The organism is Nonomuraea sp. NPDC050383 (assembly GCF_044459125.1).
In the GTDB taxonomy this organism is placed as follows: domain Bacteria; phylum Actinomycetota; class Actinomycetes; order Streptosporangiales; family Streptosporangiaceae; genus Nonomuraea.
The window spans coordinates 301,130-316,440 of sequence record NZ_JBITIP010000009.1; the positions used below are offsets into that span (position 1 = coordinate 301,130).

16 protein-coding genes are annotated in these 15,311 nt (G+C 72.7%); 11 read left to right on the plus strand and 5 right to left on the minus strand.

Annotation, left to right across the window (positions count from 1 at the left end; genetic code table 11):
• Positions 1-16: 16 nt before the first annotated feature.
• A complete protein-coding gene (locus ACIBG4_RS24005) occupies positions 17-676 on the minus strand; it encodes a TetR/AcrR family transcriptional regulator (RefSeq protein ID WP_397203677.1) in 660 nt (219 codons plus the stop codon).
• Between the two features lie 22 nt (positions 677-698).
• Here ACIBG4_RS24005 and ACIBG4_RS24010 point away from each other — a divergent pair, with 22 nt between their 5' ends.
• The 3 genes from ACIBG4_RS24010 (at position 699) to hemW (ending at position 4,205) form a co-directional block, all read left to right on the plus strand.
• On the plus strand, positions 699-2,117 hold the full coding sequence (locus ACIBG4_RS24010; RefSeq protein WP_397203678.1) for an MFS transporter: 1,419 nt from the start codon (positions 699-701) through the stop codon (positions 2,115-2,117).
• Between the two features lie 105 nt (positions 2,118-2,222).
• Positions 2,223-2,855 (plus strand): MOSC domain-containing protein, encoded by a 633-nt coding sequence (locus ACIBG4_RS24015; protein ID WP_397203679.1) that lies wholly within the window; start codon positions 2,223-2,225, stop codon positions 2,853-2,855.
• Positions 2,856-2,984: 129 nt separating this feature from the next.
• Positions 2,985-4,205 (plus strand): radical SAM family heme chaperone HemW, encoded by a 1,221-nt coding sequence (gene hemW / locus ACIBG4_RS24020; protein WP_397203680.1) that lies wholly within the window; start codon positions 2,985-2,987, stop codon positions 4,203-4,205.
• Between the two features lie 159 nt (positions 4,206-4,364).
• Here the strand turns inward: hemW and ACIBG4_RS24025 are convergent, their stop codons facing one another.
• The gene (locus tag ACIBG4_RS24025; protein ID WP_355437886.1) at positions 4,365-5,171 is read right to left on the minus strand and encodes a DUF3097 domain-containing protein; all 807 of its coding nucleotides are present in this window, start codon (positions 5,169-5,171) and stop codon (positions 4,365-4,367) included.
• 18 nt (positions 5,172-5,189) lie between these two features.
• Entirely contained in the window at positions 5,190-6,221 is a 1,032-nt protein-coding gene (locus tag ACIBG4_RS24030) for a hypothetical protein (protein ID WP_397203681.1), read from the minus strand.
• Positions 6,222-6,372: 151 nt separating this feature from the next.
• On the opposite strand from ACIBG4_RS24030, the gene hrcA reads away from it, so the two are divergent.
• The 3 genes from hrcA to ACIBG4_RS24045 are packed head-to-tail and all read left to right on the plus strand — an operon-like array spanning position 6,373 to position 9,291.
• Complete coding sequence (gene hrcA / locus ACIBG4_RS24035) at positions 6,373-7,386, plus strand: heat-inducible transcriptional repressor HrcA (RefSeq protein WP_310710390.1); 1,014 nt, start codon at positions 6,373-6,375, stop codon at positions 7,384-7,386.
• An 11-nt stretch (positions 7,387-7,397) separates the two neighbouring features.
• Positions 7,398-8,537, plus strand: coding sequence for a molecular chaperone DnaJ (dnaJ, locus tag ACIBG4_RS24040; protein ID WP_310710389.1), 1,140 nt, complete (start codon positions 7,398-7,400; stop codon positions 8,535-8,537).
• A gap of 28 nt (positions 8,538-8,565) precedes the next feature.
• Positions 8,566-9,291 (plus strand): 16S rRNA (uracil(1498)-N(3))-methyltransferase, encoded by a 726-nt coding sequence (locus ACIBG4_RS24045; RefSeq protein WP_310710388.1) that lies wholly within the window; start codon positions 8,566-8,568, stop codon positions 9,289-9,291.
• 165 nt (positions 9,292-9,456) lie between these two features.
• Here the strand turns inward: ACIBG4_RS24045 and ACIBG4_RS24050 are convergent, their stop codons facing one another.
• The gene (locus tag ACIBG4_RS24050; protein ID WP_397203682.1) at positions 9,457-10,218 is read right to left on the minus strand and encodes a hypothetical protein; all 762 of its coding nucleotides are present in this window, start codon (positions 10,216-10,218) and stop codon (positions 9,457-9,459) included.
• The gene (locus ACIBG4_RS24055) at positions 10,215-10,694 is read right to left on the minus strand and encodes a SigE family RNA polymerase sigma factor (protein ID WP_175595049.1); all 480 of its coding nucleotides are present in this window, start codon (positions 10,692-10,694) and stop codon (positions 10,215-10,217) included. Before ACIBG4_RS24055 ends, ACIBG4_RS24050 begins: the two co-directional genes overlap by 4 nt.
• A 350-nt stretch (positions 10,695-11,044) precedes the next feature.
• Between ACIBG4_RS24055 and ACIBG4_RS24060 the strand changes: the two genes are divergently transcribed.
• The 5 genes from ACIBG4_RS24060 (at position 11,045) to ACIBG4_RS24080 (ending at position 15,302) form a co-directional block, all read left to right on the plus strand.
• The gene (locus ACIBG4_RS24060; protein ID WP_310710386.1) at positions 11,045-11,389 is read left to right on the plus strand and encodes a histidine triad nucleotide-binding protein; all 345 of its coding nucleotides are present in this window, start codon (positions 11,045-11,047) and stop codon (positions 11,387-11,389) included.
• A 91-nt stretch (positions 11,390-11,480) separates the two neighbouring features.
• Positions 11,481-12,521: a PhoH family protein gene (locus tag ACIBG4_RS24065; protein ID WP_397203683.1), complete on the plus strand. Its 1,041-nt coding sequence runs from the start codon at positions 11,481-11,483 to the stop codon at positions 12,519-12,521.
• A complete protein-coding gene (gene ybeY / locus ACIBG4_RS24070) occupies positions 12,518-12,994 on the plus strand; it encodes an rRNA maturation RNase YbeY (RefSeq protein WP_310710383.1) in 477 nt (158 codons plus the stop codon). The genes ACIBG4_RS24065 and ybeY overlap by 4 nt, the downstream gene beginning before the upstream one ends.
• Positions 12,991-14,295, plus strand: a complete 1,305-nt coding sequence (locus tag ACIBG4_RS24075) for a hemolysin family protein (protein WP_310710382.1) — start codon at positions 12,991-12,993, stop codon at positions 14,293-14,295. Before ybeY ends, ACIBG4_RS24075 begins: the two co-directional genes overlap by 4 nt.
• 338 nt (positions 14,296-14,633) lie before the next feature.
• On the plus strand, positions 14,634-15,302 hold the full coding sequence (locus tag ACIBG4_RS24080) for a hypothetical protein (protein ID WP_397203684.1): 669 nt from the start codon (positions 14,634-14,636) through the stop codon (positions 15,300-15,302).
• Positions 15,303-15,311 lie beyond the last annotated feature (9 nt).

Genomic DNA, 15,311 nt, shown 5'->3' on the forward strand with positions numbered 1-15,311 from the left:
CCCCGCCGGGCGGAGCTCAGACCGGGGGAGGGCTCAGCAGGCCGCGCACCAGGGCCCGTACCCCTTTGGCGTAGGTGTCGCGGGCCGTCAGCTCCTCCCATCGGCCGCCCAGCGAGGCGATTCTGGGGAATTGCGCCGCGTCGAGGCTCTCGAACACCTGGCTCCGGTACGTCGGCCTGCCGTCCTCGCGCCGGCGCGCGGCGGCCGCGCGCGCGGCGATCTCGCCCGCCGTGTAGTGCCAGATGATCCGGTACGCGTCCACGGCGTCCTCCGCGGTCAGGCCTGCCTGGACGGCCGCGTCGATGATCTGCTCCGGGTACCACAGCGCGCGGGCCGACATCAGATCGTCGGCCCTGAGCACCTCGACGATCCACGGGACATCCATGAGCGCCACGCGCATGGCGACGGCGGCGGCCACGATCCGCTCGCCCGGATCCGCGGACCCCGCCTGCGGCTCGGGTCGCGGCACGCCGGCCGCGTAGTCGTCCAGAAGCAGCAGGAGCAGCTCGTCCTTGTCGCGCACGTGGTGGTAGAGGGCCATCGGCGTGGTGCCCACCTCGCGGGCCAGCCTGCGCATGGTCAGTGCCTGCGTGCCCTCCTCGTCGATGACGCGGTGGGCCGCGGAGACGATGTCCGCCTTGGAGATCTTGGGGGGTCTCCCCGTGCGCGCCGGCATCCTGCCATGTTACTTTCTATACATGTATAAAAAGTCGCCATGGGCGGCCGTGGGCGTGCTCGCGTTCGGCGTGGCCGTCGGCACCCTCCAGATGACGGCCGTGGTCCCGATGCTTCCCGTGCTGCAACGCGAGCTCCACGCGCCGCTGACCTCCGTCTCCTGGGTACTCACCGCCTCCCTGCTCTCCGGCGCGGTCACCATCCCGCTGTTGTCACGCCTCGGCGACCTGTACGGCAGGCGTCCCGTGGCCGTCGCCACCCTCCTGCTCCTGGTCGCCGGGTCGGTCATGGCCGCCCTGGCCGGCACGTTGTCCGTGGTCATCGCCGGCCGGGCGCTCCAGGGCGTGTCCGCAGCCCTCCTGCCCCTGGCCATGGGCATCGCCCGGCAGAAGGTGACGCGCGACCGGCTGCCCACGGCGATCGGCGTGCTGAGTGCCATGATCGGCGTCGGCAGCGGGGCCGGCATGATCCTCGCGGGCCTGGCCGGAGGCGGCTACCAGGCGCTGTTCTGGACCCTTGCGGGGCTCGGGGCCGCCGGAGTGGTGCTGATCATGCTGTTCGTCCGTGAACCCGGCCGTCCTCAGGCCGCCGGACGTCCGGACTACGCGGGCGCGGCGCTGGTGGCGTCCTGGCTGGTCTGCCTGCTGCTGGCCGTCAGCAAGGGCGCGGCCTGGGGCTGGACCTCGGCGGGCACACTGGGGCTGCTCGCGGCGAGCGTCGTGCTGTTCGCCCTCTGGGTGGTCTCGGCCCGGCGGGCCGCGTCTCCGCTCATCGAGATCCCGATGCTGCTGCACCGGGGGACCGTCGGGGCGACGGTGGCGTCGCTGCTGCTGGGGTTCGCACTGTTCGGCACCATCACCACGCTGTCGTCCGTGGCCCAGGTAAGGCTCGGCGCCTCGGTCCTCCAGGTCGGCCTGTACCTGCTGCCGGCGGCGCTGCTGATGCTGACGGTCTCGCTGCTCGCCGGCCGCCTGATGCGCCGGTTCGCGGCGGCGTCGCTGGTCGGCGCGGGGTCCGTGGTGGTGGCGGTCGCCGCCCTCTGGCTCAGCGTCTCGCACGGGTCGCCGGCGAGCCTGTACGGGGCGTCGGCCGTGCTCGGCGTGGGGATCGGGCTCGGGTACGCGGCGCTCGGCACGATGGCGGTCGAGCATGTCGAGCCGGCCAGGACGGCGGCGGCCGGAGGCGTGAACTCGCTGGTCAGGGTGGTGGGGAGCAGCCTGGCCGGCGCGGTCACGGGAGCGGTGCTGTCCGGCGCCGGGGCGGGGTGGAGCTTCGCCGTCTCGGCCATGGCGGCCCTGGTCTCGGCGATCTTCGGCTTCGTGCAGGGCGTGTACGGCGCCCGCCGTGCCGAGGACGTTCGCGGGGCCGCCGGCGACGGTGCGGCCGGTGCGGCCGGTGCGGACGGCCGGGCGACGGTGCTCGCGGTCGAGGAGCCGGTGTGATGGGCGAGGAGAACTGCCTCTCTCCCACGACCTCGGGTTCTGAAGCCGGGGAAGGGCCCGGAAAAGGGATCGCCGCCGGGGAACGGCTCGGTTACCGTCGGCGCTATGCGGGTCATCTCGGTAAATGTCGGGAAAGTAGTGGACGCCCCCTGGGCCGGTAAGACCGGGCGCACGGCGATCGACAAGGCACCGGTGCTCGACCGGGTGGAGGTACGCCCCGAAGGGGTCGCCGGTGACGGCCGGGGCGATCTGGTCAACCACGGCGGCGGTGACCACGCGGTCTACGCGTACGCGCGCGAGGACTACGACTGGTGGGAGGCCGAGCTGCGGCGTGGGCTGCGCGACGGCAGGTTCGGCGAGAATCTGACGACCGAGGGACTCGACGTCAACGGCGCGGTGCTGGGGGAGCGCTGGCGTGTCGGGTCGGCCGTGCTGGAGGTGAGCGGGCCACGGGTGCCGTGCGTGGTGTTCCGCAACTGGATGGACGAGCCGGGATGGGTGCGCCGGTTCACGGAGGCCGGGCGGCCGGGCGCGTACCTGAGGGTGGTGGAGACGGGCGAGCTGGGCGCCGGTGACGGAGTGCGGATCGTGCACCGGCCGCGCGACGGGGTGACGGTGGCCGAGGCGTTCCGGGCGTTCCACGGCGACAAGGAGCTGCTGCGGCGCGTGCTGGCCGTCCCGGGACGCTCCGCCTTCTGGGACGACGTGGCCGACCGGGTGCTCGGAGCGGCACGTTGACCTGAGCGAGCCGGCCCGTCGCGCCACCCGGCCTCCCCGGACCCGCACCGCCGTGGAGGGGAGCCGGGGAAGGCATGGTGCGGGTGGCCCGTGGTCAGGGTGGTCGGTGGTGGCGGGCAGACTGGAGGTGTGCCATCCACCCTGCCCGACGGCGAAGCCGCGCCCGCCTCGGGCGAGCTCCCCGAGAGCGCGCTGCGCAGCCTCGGCGAGCGCCCGTTCGGCTTCTACGTCCACGTGCCGTTCTGCGTGACGCGCTGCGGCTACTGCGACTTCAACACCTACACCGCCGCCGAGCTGGGCCCCGGCGCCTCGCAGCGCGACTACGCCGACACGGTCGTCGAGGAGGTGCGGCTGGCGCGGCGCGTCCTCGGCGACGCCGACCTCCCCGTCCAGACGGTGTTCTTCGGCGGCGGCACCCCCACGCTGCTGCCCCCGGCCGACCTGGTCCGCGTCCTCGCGGCCGTCAGGGACGAGTTCGGCCTCGCGCCGGGAGCCGAGGTCACCACCGAGGCCAACCCCGAGTCCGTCGGCCCCGCCTCGCTGGAGAGCCTGCGCGAGGGCGGCTTCACCCGCGTCAGCTTCGGCATGCAGAGCGCCCGCGAGCACGTGCTCAAGGTCCTCGACCGCCACCACACCCCCGGCCGGGCCGGGCAGGCCGTGAAGGAGGCGCGCGCGGCCGGGTTCGACCACGTCAACCTCGACCTCATCTACAGCACGCCGGGTGAGTCCGACGACGACTGGCGGGCCTCGCTCGCCGCCGCCATCGAGGCCGAGCCCGACCACGTCTCCGCGTACTCGCTCATCGTCGAGGACGGCACCCGCCTGGCGGCCCGCATCCGGCGCGGTGAGCTGCCCATGCCCGACGACGACGTGGCCGCCGACCGCTACCAGATCGCCGACGCGATGCTCGGCGAGGCCGGGTTCCGCTGGTACGAGGTGTCGAACTGGGCCACGTCCGACGCCGCCCGCTGCCGCCACAACCTGCTCTACTGGACCGGCGGCGACTGGTGGGCCGCCGGCCCCGGCGCCCACAGCCACGTCGGCGGCACCCGCTGGTGGAACGTCAAGCACCCCGCCGCCTACGCCCAGCGCCTGACCGCGGGCGTCTCGCCCGCCCACGCGCGGGAGGTGCTCACCGCCGACGACCGTGAGACCGAACGCCTCATGCTGGAGCTCCGGCTGGTGTCCGGCTACCCGCTGGCCGACGTCGCCCCCGGCGCGCGGACGGCCGTCGCCGCCGCGCTCGGTGGCGGGCTGCTGGAGCCGGAGGCGTTCAAGGGCGGCCTCATGGTCCTCACCCTGAAGGGCCGGCTGCTCGCCGACGCGCTGGTACGCGACCTGGTCAGCTGATCAGGCGGACGGAGACCGGAAGCGGTGGTGCGCGGCGGGCGCCGCCCGGACGTGGAGGGCCGGCGACACGATCCACACGATCGGGAACAGGACCGGCCGTGACCGCGGACCCGGTCACCCGACCGCGGGCCCGTGGCCGGTGATGCGGCGGGTCCCGGGTCAGGGTGCCTCCGTGACGAAGTCGATCAGTTCCTCCACCCGGCCGAGCAGTTCGGGCTCCAGATCCGCGAACGAGGAGACGGCCCCCAGGATGCGCCGCCACGCCTCGGCGGGCTCCACGCGCCACCCCAGGGCGGCGATCACGCCCTCCTTCCACGGCACCCCGCGCGGCACGTCCGGCCAGGCGGGGATGCGCAGCGCGGACGGCTTGACCGCCTGCCAGATGTCGACGAACGGGTGCCCGACCACCAGCACCTCCGGAGAGGTCACCCGGGCCGCGATGCGGCTCTCCTTGGAGCCGGGCACCAGATGGTCCACCAGGACCCCCAGCCGGCGCCCCGGCCCGGGGCCGAACTCCTCGACGATCGCGGGCAGGTCGTCGACGCCCTCCAGGTACTCGACGACCACCCCTTCCACGCGCAGGTCGTGACCCCAGATCTTCTCGACGAGGGCGGCGTCGTGCACCCCCTCGACGTAGATGCGGCTCTCCTTGGCGACCTTGGCGCGCAGCCCTTCGACCGCGATCGACCCCGACGCGCTGCGCCTCGGCCCGCTCGGCGCCGCGACCGGCCGCACCAGCGTCACGGGCCTGCCCTCCAGCAGGAACGCGGCCGGCGCCAGCGGGAACAGGCGCCGCCTGCCGAACCGGTCCTCCAGCGTGACGGCCTCCTTGTCGCAGGCCACGACCGCGCCGCAGAACCCGCTGTCGGCGTCCTCCACCACGAGGTCGGGTTCGGCGGGCACCTTCGGGATCGTGCCCTTGCCCGGCCGCCGCCAGTTGCCCGCGAGAACATCACCGTCATACACACCGGGGACCGTAGCAAATCACCCGCCTGCCGCGAGGCGCCTGCGGTGGCCGCTGCGCCGCGCCAGGACGACGACGGTCAGGACGACCGCGACCAGCACGCCCGCCCCGGGCAGCAGGAACAGCGCGGCCATGCCGCCCAGCAGCCCGCCGGCGTCCACGGCCGGGCCCACCGCGAAGCGCGCGCCCGATCCCGCGGCCGTGTCGCACTTGAGCTGGTAGCCGCCCGCCTTCGGCACGTTCAGGGCGAGGATGGCCCGCCAGGTGGTCGAGCCCTGCGTGACCGTCATGCTCCCGGGCATCCTGGCCAGCAGCGCCTTGCCGGCGCCGCCGCCGGCCGAGCAGGTGTACTGCACCGGCGAGGCGCTGGCCAGGTACACCACGGGCTCGTCGGCCGGGTCCACGTTCACGGTGACCGTCTCACCGGAGCCGAACGTCCTCGTCGGCAGCGCGCTCCGCGCCGTGTCCGCCACGCCGCTCGCGAACAGCGCCACCCCGGCCACCACGCACACCAGCGCGAGCCCCCAGGCGGCCCACACCCACCACAGCGGGGGCCGGAGCAGCTTGGGGTCCGCCCGGGGCGCGTACAGGGGGCCGCCGGCGTACATGCCGGACACCGGGAGGGGCCGGCTGCCGTACGGGCCCGTGAGCGGCTGGCCGCCGTAGGACCCCTGCTCGCCCGAAGGAGAGCCGTAGGGGCCCGGCTGGTACGGGACCTGCGGGTGGGCGGCCTGCTCGCCGGTCACCGGCCCCGGCCCGTACGACGGCCCGTACGGCGGCTGCGGGTACGGCGGCTGCGGGTACGGCGGCTGCGGGTACGGAGGCTGCGGGTACGGAGGCTGCCGCGAGTACGGGGCCTGCTGCGGCGGCATGCCGTGCGGCCCCGTCTGGTACGGCGGCTGCCCGTGCGGCGGCTGCTCGTACGGCGGCTGCCCGTGCGGCGGCTGCTCGTACGGCGGCTGCCCGTACGGCGGGGGAGGAGGGGGCTGACCGGGATGGGGGCCGGACCCGGGCGCCGGGTCGTTCGGCTGGGAGGGGGACTCGTCGGTCATGTCGGCAAGTCTGATCCCTGGAGGCGGGCCCGCGCCAGCGGCAGGATGGCCAGGTGTTATCGCACCTTGTGGGTGAGAGCCGTACACTTGGCACTCGGGAACACAGAGTGCTAGACGGTCGTTCCCCGAGGCAGACGCAGGAGGTGAGCACGTGCTCGACGAACGTAAGCTGGCGGTGCTCCGCGCCATTGTCGAAGACTACGTGTCCACCAACGAACCGGTGGGCTCCAAGGCGCTGGCCGAGCGCCACAATCTCAAGGTCTCCCCCGCCACCGTGCGCAACGACATGGCCGCGCTGGAGGAGGAGGGCTACATCACCCAGCCGCACACCAGTGCCGGCCGCGTGCCGACCGACAAGGGCTACCGGCTGTTCGTCGACAGGCTGTCACAGGTCAAGCCGCTGTCCGGGGCGGAGCGCCGGGCGATCGAGACGTTCCTGGCCGGGGCGGTCGACCTCGACGACGTGGTCACCCGCACCGTGCGGCTGCTCGCGCAGCTCACCCGGCAGGTCGCGGTCGTGCAGTACCCGACGCTGACCCGCTCGACCGTCCGGCACGTCGAGCTGGTGCCGCTCTCGGAGCGGCGCGTCATGCTGGTGCTCATCACCAACACCGGCCGCGTCGAGCAGCGCGTGGTCGAGCTGCCCGAGGTCGTGGAGGACACCCGCATCGCGCACCTGCGGGCCGTGCTCAACGCCTGTCTCGACGGGTGCGGCCTGAGCGCCGTGCCCGATCTCGTCGCCGACCTGCCCGAGCGGCTGCCCGCCGAGGACCGGCCGGCCGTGGCCACCATCCTGTCGGTGCTGCTGGAGACCCTCGTCGAACGCCACGACGAGAAGATCGTGTTCGCCGGGGCGGCCAACCTCGCCGGCGCCGACTTCACCGTCGGCCTGCGCGACGTGCTGGAGGCCCTGGAGGAGCAGGTCGTGCTCATGCGGTTGCTCGGCGAGACGTCCAGCGACATCCCGTCCGCGCTCACTGTGCGCATCGGCTCGGAAAACCCCTATCTGCACGGCACGTCCATCGTCGCGACCGGATACGGTTCTGGCGACAACCAACTGGCCCGGCTCGGCGTGCTGGGTCCCACGAGGATGGACTACCCCGTGACGATGGGCGCCGTACGCGCGGTGGCACGCTACGTCAGCCAGATCCTGGCTGCATCATAAGAGGTCGATAAGTGGCAAACAGCGACTACTACGCCACCCTCGGGGTGCGCCGTGACGCCAGTCAGGACGAGATCAAGAAGGCCTACCGCAGGCTGGCCCGGGAGCTCCACCCTGACGTGAACCCCGATCCTGAGACCCAGGAGCGGTTCAAGGAGATCACGCAGGCCTACGAGGTCCTGTCCGACGCGAACAAGCGCCAGATGTACGACCTGGGCGCGGACCCGTTCGGCGGCGGCGGGGCGGGCGCGGGAGCCGGCGGCTTCGGCGCGGGCTTCCCGTTCAGCGACATCATGGACGCGTTCTTCGGCCAGGCCGGCGGCGCGCGCGGGCCCCGCTCGCGCGCCCGCAGGGGCCGCAACGCGACCATCCGCGTCGAGCTGGACCTGCGCGAGACCGCGTTCGGCACGACCCGGGAGCTGGTCGTCGACACGGCCGTGCTGTGCGAGGTCTGCCAGGGCGCCGGCGCCGCGCCCGGCACCCACCCCGACACCTGCGACATGTGCAACGGCCGCGGCGAGATCTCCCAGGTCACCCGGTCGTTCCTGGGCCAGGTCATGACGTCCCGGCCGTGCCCCCAGTGCGGCGGCTTCGGGTCGATCATCCGGCATCCCTGCCAGGAGTGCTCCGGCGACGGCCGGGTCCGCACCCGCCGTACGATCAAGGTGCGCATCCCGGCGGGCGTCGAGGACGGCACCCACATCCAGCTCGCCGGCGAGGGCGAGGTCGGCCCCGGCGGCGGCCCGCCCGGCGACCTGTTCCTGGAGATCGTCGAGCGCCCGCACGAGATCTTCGAGCGGCGCGGCGACGACCTGCACTGCACGGTGCAGATCCCGATGACGGCCGCCGCGCTCGGCACGATCCTCACCGTCGAGACGCTCGACGGCTCCGAGGAGCTCGACGTGCGGCCGGGCACCCAGTCGGGGCAGGTCATCACGATGTACGGCCGGGGCGTGCAGCGGCTCAACGAGAGCGGCCGCGGCGACCTGCTGATCCACGTCAACGTCGAGACGCCGTCGCGGCTCGATCCGGCGCAGGAAGAACTGCTGCGGGAGCTGGCCAAGCTCCGGGGAGAGGAGCGCCCTCCGGGTAAGTTCGCACCGGGGCAGCAGGGTTTTTTCTCACGGCTGCGCGACGCGTTCAACGGGAGATGAGGCCGCCGCGGGGTAGAGACGGGCGGACGTGAGCGTCCCCGTCTTCCTGTCCGACGCCCTCGACGGGCCCGAGCTGCTGCTCGACGGGCCCGAGGGGCGTCACGCCGCCGCCGTGCGCCGGCTGCGCGCCGGTGAGCGGGTGGACGTGACCGACGGCGCCGGCGCGGTGGCCGAGTGCGTCGTGCGCGAGGCGCTGAAGGACTCCCTCCGGCTCGACGTGGTCGCCCGCCACGACGTGCCGGCGCCGCGGCCCCGGATCGTCGCCGTGCAGGGCCTGCCCAAGGGCGACCGGGGCGAGCTGGCCGTCGAGATGATGACCGAGGCGGGCGTGGACGTGATCGTCCCATGGTCCGCCTCGCGCAGCATCACCCAGTGGAAGGGCGACCGGGCGGCCAAGGCGCTGGCCCGCTGGCGCTCCACCGCGCGCGAGGCGGGCAAGCAGGCCCGCCGCTTCCACCTGCCCGAGGTGACCGAGCCAGCCTCCACGGCTCAGGTCGAGGCGCTGCTGCGCGGCGCGGCCCTCGGGCTGGTGCTGCACGAGGAGGCCGCCGAGCCGCTGTCGCGCCTGGAGACTCCGGCCGACGGCGACGTGGTCATGGTCGTGGGCCCCGAGGGCGGGGTGTCGGAGGAGGAGGTGGCCCGGTTCCGGGCGGCCGGAGCGGTGCCGGTGCTGCTCGGGTCCACGGTGCTGCGCACCTCGACGGCGGGGGTGGCGGCGGCCTCGGTCCTCATGGCCCGTACCGGCCGCTGGTGACCCGCTGAGAGGTCCGCACGGCCGTTGATGACCCGCCGAGAGGCTCGTACCGCGCGCTGGTGACCCGCCGGATGGCTCGTAGCGGGCGTTGATGACCCGCCGGATGGCTCGTGCCGGGCGCTGGTGACCCGCCGGCGCCGGGCCGCCTCGCGGGCGCCGGCGGCCCTACTGCGAGGAGAGCGGGCTGGCGTCCATGATGGTGGTGATGGTCTGGACGGTCTGGACGGGCTGCGTCGGGTCGGGGGCGTCGGCCGGGCAGTCGTCGGCGGGGCACGGCACGGCCGCCGGCGCCGTTTCGGTCACCGTGGGGGCCGGGGTGGGCGTCCGGGCCGGGGTCGGCGTCGCGCCGGGACAGTCGTCGCGCGGCTCGGCCGGCCCGCTCGTCGGCCCGCCCGTGGGCTCGTCCGTCTGGTCGGACGTCGGCCCGGGCGTCAGGTCGTCGGCCTGGCCGGTGGTCCGCCGGCCGGCCTGCTCGCCGGTCGGCGTGGGGCACGGGGTGGGGGAAGACGCCTTGGGCGTCGGCTTGCTGGTCGACCTGGCGGTCTCGGGGACGTGCCGCGGTGGCCGCGTCGTGGGATCGGGCAGCACCACGACCTCACGCTCCTCGCTGCGCTGCGGCGGATCGGGCGACACGGCCCGGTTGGTGGAGGACCCCGAGGGCGGGGTCGAGGTGGTGCGGACATCCTGCACGGTCTCCCGCAGCACCTGGTGGCGCAGCTCGGGGACCACCATCACGATCGTGCCGGCCACCAGCACCGCGCTCGCCGCGGCGGCACCCGCCCGCCACCAGAACAGGTTGCGGATACCGCGCCGCTCGATGCGGGCACGGATGATCTCCAGTCCGTCCGGCGAGGGCACGACCGTGTCCGCCTCCGCGCGGAGCACACGGCGCAGTACGTCGCCGTACTCGTCGGGGGGCTGGGTCATGACATCTTCTCCAGGACGGAACGCAAGGCGGCCATTCCACGCGCGGTGTGGCTCTTGACCGCTCCCTTGCTGATGCCCATGGCGTGGGCGATCTCAGCCTCGGACAGATCACCGTAGTAGCGAAGGACGAGTGCCTCTCTCTGACGTGCCGGCAGGGCCCGCAGCGCCTCGATCACGGCCGAGCGTTCGAGCTCGCCGATCGCGCCGTTCTCGGCGCTCGGGGCGTCGGGCAGACCCTTGGGAGCATACTTCTCGACGACCGCGCGGTGTCTCAGCACGGATCGGGAGCGGTTGACGACGGATTGACGCAGGTAGGCGAGTGCCTTGTCGGGGTCGCGCAGTCTCCGCCAGGCGCCGTGGATGGCGACGAACGCGTCCTGCACGACCTCCTCGGCGGTCGCCATGTCGCGTACCAGCAACACTGCGAGACGCACCAATGACCGAAAGTGCGCGCTGTACAGCGCGGTCACGGCCATGTCGGCGTCCCACCCGACCGGCACCGCCCCTAACGACCTGTCGGCCAGAAGGGTCTCGGTGGTCACCTCATGAGGACGCGCGGCCTTCCGAGAGGGTTTACGCTCTTCCGGTTCCTTAGGGGGCATTACCCAGTCGTGTCCTCGCCAGGCGGCCTTGCCCAGACCCTGATTGTCCTGTTGCGCCGAAGTGTCGCATACCCACCCTAACCGCGAGGATCTTCCTACGCACGGCGCGCTCGGTCACCGATTCGCAACAGGGGCAGGGAGTTCGGAACGTTCCAGGCGGGGCGGGAGCAGCATAGCGCGGTGATCACCGTGAGGAGGACGGAGTGTCTCGATAGGGTGGGCGCGTGACCGACTGCATCTTCTGCAAGATCGTCGCCAAGGAGATCCCGGCCGAGGTCGTCCTGGAGACCGACCGGGCGCTCGCGTTCCGCGACCGCAACCCGCAGGCCCCGACCCACGTGCTGGTGATCCCCAAGGAGCACCACGCCGACGCGGCGGCGCTGGCCGCTGCCGACGACGGCCTGGCCGACGACGTCCTCAAGGCCGCCCACGCGGTGGCCGTCCAGGAGGGCGTGGCGGACGCCGGCTACCGCGTCGTCCTCAACACCGGGCCCGCCGCGGGCCAGACGGTCTTCCACGTCCACGCGCACCTGCTGGGCGGCCGTGACCTGACGTGGCCGCCGGGGTGATATTGGCGAGAGCGATTCGCGTGGTCCCGGCTACCATGGGCGGAGAAGCACACACGAAGAGACCGGGAGGCATCAGGCCGCTGGCCTGCCCATGTCCGAACTACACGAATCCCGCCGGACCGCACCTCCGACGCGCACACAGGCCAAGGTGCTGATTCCGGACGAATACCCGATGGTCAGCCTCCTGGGCTCCCGTGACGAGCTGTTGCGTGTCATCGAGGGCGCCTTCCGGGCCGACATTCACGTCCGAGGGAACGAGATCACCGTCACCGGCAGCCCCGACGAGAGCGGGGCCGTGGTACGGCTGTTCGAAGAGCTCGTCGAAGTGCTGCGAAGCGGCGGCGAGCTCACGCCCGACGCGGTCGAGCGGAGCATCGCCATGCTGCGCATGACCTCCGACCGGCCGGCCGAGGTGCTCTCCCTCGACATCCTCTCCTCGCGCGGCCGGACGATCCGGCCCAAGACCGTCAACCAGAAGCGCTACGTCGACGCCATCGACCACCACACGGTCGTCTTCGGCATCGGCCCGGCCGGCACCGGCAAGACGTATCTCGCCATGGCCAAGGCCGTGCGGGCGCTCCAGGAGAAGCGGATCAACCGGATCATCCTCACCCGCCCGGCCGTCGAGGCTGGTGAGCGGCTCGGCTTTCTGCCGGGCACTCTGTACGAGAAGATCGACCCCTACCTCCGGCCGCTGTACGACGCGCTGCACGACATGGTCGACCCCGACTCCATCCCCAAGCTGATGGCGGCGGGCACGATCGAGGTCGCGCCGCTGGCGTACATGCGGGGCCGCACCCTCAACGACGCCTTCATCATCCTCGACGAGGCCCAGAACTCCTCGGCCGAGCAGATGAAGATGTTCCTCACCAGGCTCGGCTTCAACTCCAAGATCGTGGTGACCGGCGACGTGACCCAGGTCGACCTGCCGGCGGGCACCACGAGCGGGCTGCGCGTCGTGCAGGAGATCCTCGAGGGCATCGACGACATTCACTTCTCCCGCTTGACCAGCGCCGACGTGGTCCGTCACAAGCTGGTCAGCGAGATCGTGGACGCCTACGGGCGCTACGACGCGCTCCAGGAGGCGACGGAGCCCGCCAAGTCGATCCAGCACCGGGGTAAGCGGCGATGAGCATCGAGATCAACAACGAGTCGGGCGTCGAGGTGGACGAGGAGAACATCGTCCGCCTCGCCGCCCACGTGCTCGGCGAGATGGGCGTCAACCCGCTCGCCGAGATGTCCATCATGGTCGTCGACGAGAACGCCATGGCCGAGCTGCACGAGAAGTGGATGGGCGAGCCCGGCCCCACCGACGTCCTCGCCTTCCCCATGGACGAGCTGCGTCCGGGCGGCGGGGCGCGCGGCGACGTCGACGCGCCCACGGATCCGGCGCTCCTCGGCGACGTGGTGCTCTGCCCGCAGGTGGCGGCCCGGCAGGCCGAGGAGGCCGGCCACTCGGCCCGCGACGAGCTCGAACTGCTGTGCACGCACGGCATCCTGCACCTGCTCGGCTACGACCACGCCGAGCCGGAGGAGCACAAGGAGATGTTCGGGCTGCAGGCGAGGTTGCTGGAGGCGTGGCAGGAGGTGCGCGACCCGCGGTGAACGCCTGGTTGCCCCTGGCCGTCGCCCTCGTGGTGATCGGTGGGCTGATCGCCAGCGCGGAGACGGCTCTGACCCGCATCTCACGGGTGCGGGCGGAGGAGTTCGTGCGCGAGGGCAGGCGCGGCGCCGTGCGGCTGCAGGCCATCGTCACCGACCCGCCGCGCTACCTCAACCTGCTCCTGCTGCTCAGGCTGAGCTGCGAGCTGGTCGCCACGGTGATCGTGACGCTGCTCTGCATCGACCGGCTGGGCGACCAGGGGTGGGCGTACGTGACGGCCGCCGCCGTGATGATCGTGGTCAGCTACGTGATCGTCGGCGTCTCGCCGCGCACCCTCGGGCGCCAGCACGCCGAGCCCATCGCGCTGGCCGGGGCGCCGATCGTCTACGGGCTGACCCGTATCTTCGGCCCGCTGCCCAAGCTGCTCATCCTGCTCGGCAACGCGCTGACCCCCGGCAAGGGCTTCCGCGAGGGCCCGTTCACCTCCGAGGCCGAGCTGCGCGACCTGGTGGACCTCGCCGAGGAGCGCCGGGTGATCGAGCCGGACGAGCGCGAGATGATCCACTCGGTGTTCGAGCTGGGTGACACCCTGGTGCGCGAGGTCATGGTGCCGCGCACCGACATGGTCTTCATCGAGCGGGGCAAGACGCTCAGCCAGGCGCTCTCGCTGGCGCTGCGCAGCGGCTTCTCCCGCATCCCCGTCGTGGGGGAGAACGAGGACGACGTCGTCGGCATCGCCTACCTGAAGGACATCATCCGCCGGGTGCACGAGTCCGGCCAGGACGGCGGCACGGAGCGGATCGACTCCACCATGCGCCCGGCCACGTACGTGCCCGAGAGCAAGCCCATCGACCAGCTCCTGCGCGAGATGCAGGCGCGGCAGATCCACATGGCGATCGTCATCGACGAGTACGGCGGGACGGCCGGCCTCGTCACCATCGAGGACGTCCTGGAGGAGATCGTCGGTGAGATCACCGACGAGTACGACCAGGAGGCGCCCCGCGTCGAGTCCACGCCCGACGGGGCCCTGCGGGTGACCGCCCGGATGCCGGTGGACGAGCTGGGCGAGCTGTTCGACACGGAGATCGAGGTCGACGACGTGGAGACGGTCGGCGGGCTGCTGGCCCACGCGCTCGGCCGGGTGCCGATCGCCGGCTCGCAGGCGGAGGTGGCCGGGCTCCAGCTCACCGCCGAGAGCCTCGCGGGCCGCCGCAACCGCATCAGCACGGTCGTGGTCCGCCGGGTCACGCCACCGGAGGACGAGGCCGTCCCGGCCGCCGCCGAGCACCAGGACCGCTCCTGACGAGTGGTGCCTGATTGCAGGGATGCGTCATTTGTCAGCAGTTGTGGCAAGCGTTCTACAAGTCTTCTGCAAGCGAGGTGCCCCAGTCTTGTCTCGACGCCCAGTGCGGAGGGTGTCAACGAGGGAAGCGTCCGAACGCCGGGTGGGGTTCGCGGCCGGAGGGCGCTCCCGGGGGGCGGCAACGTCTCGATCATCACGATCGTGGCGTTGCTTGGCGTAAAGGGTGCTCTCGTCCGGAAGGCCGGACGAGAGCACCCTTTCGGCGTTTGAGGCTTTATTGGCGAGTGCAGTGGGTTGTCCGGTTACACCCCCGGGGAGATCCGCGTGCGGAGGTAATCATGCGACGCGGACTGCGGATCATCGGGCTCGTCACGGCGGCCGGGCTCCTGGCCGGATGCCTGGCGGCGTGCGAGGCCCGGAGGGGCCGGGAGGACAGAGGCACGCACACGAGCACGCACGCCGGCTCGCGGTCGGAGTCCCGGCTGCGCGTGCTGCTCGACGGGCCGAAAGGGTTGCCCGACGGCATCTCGCCCCGGCCCGGCGAGGCGTGGCGGGTGCCGTTCAGGGTGACCGACCGCGACTGCCGCGCCGCCCTCCAGCCCGCCGGCGGGCGGGCGCCCCAGCGGTCGCTGACCGCGCAGGCGGCGGCCAGCTACCTGGGGGACGGGGTCGGCGAGCAGGTGGCCGTGGGCCTGGCCCGCTACTCGGGCTCCGAGGCCGAGAGCCACCTCGACGCGCTCGCCGAGTCGCTGTCGCAGTGCCAGGCCCTGCGGGCGCCCGGCGGCACGCGGCTCAGGCTGCGCTCGCTGCCGGTCCAGGCGCCCGGCGACCAGGCCGTCAGCGCCCGGCTGCGGGGCAGGCTGCGCGGCTATCCGTACACGATGGACGTGGTGCTGGCCCGCTCGGGCGACACGCTCGTCTCCGTCGTCCACACCGGCATGGCCCGCGTCGAGCCGGGGAGCACCGAGAAGCTGGTCGGCGCCGTCATGAGGATGGCCGGCGCCTAACCTGGTCCT

What these genes read in the sequence shown, in the direction of transcription:
- ACIBG4_RS24005 (WP_397203677.1), bottom strand. Translation starts at nt 676, where the DNA reads ATGCCGGCGCGCACGGGGAGACCCCCCAAGATCTCCAAGGCGGACATC.
- ybeY (WP_310710383.1), top strand. Translation starts at nt 12,518, where the DNA reads ATGAGCATCGAGATCAACAACGAGTCGGGCGTCGAGGTGGACGAGGAG.
- ACIBG4_RS24080 (WP_397203684.1), top strand. Translation starts at nt 14,634, where the DNA reads ATGCGACGCGGACTGCGGATCATCGGGCTCGTCACGGCGGCCGGGCTC.
- ACIBG4_RS24055 (WP_175595049.1), bottom strand. Translation starts at nt 10,694, where the DNA reads ATGGCCGTGACCGCGCTGTACAGCGCGCACTTTCGGTCATTGGTGCGT.
- ACIBG4_RS24065 (WP_397203683.1), top strand. Translation starts at nt 11,481, where the DNA reads ATGTCCGAACTACACGAATCCCGCCGGACCGCACCTCCGACGCGCACA.
- ACIBG4_RS24030 (WP_397203681.1), bottom strand. Translation starts at nt 6,221, where the DNA reads ATGACCGACGAGTCCCCCTCCCAGCCGAACGACCCGGCGCCCGGGTCC.
- ACIBG4_RS24050 (WP_397203682.1), bottom strand. Translation starts at nt 10,218, where the DNA reads ATGACCCAGCCCCCCGACGAGTACGGCGACGTACTGCGCCGTGTGCTC.
- ACIBG4_RS24010 (WP_397203678.1), top strand. Translation starts at nt 699, where the DNA reads ATGTATAAAAAGTCGCCATGGGCGGCCGTGGGCGTGCTCGCGTTCGGC.
- ACIBG4_RS24015 (WP_397203679.1), top strand. Translation starts at nt 2,223, where the DNA reads ATGCGGGTCATCTCGGTAAATGTCGGGAAAGTAGTGGACGCCCCCTGG.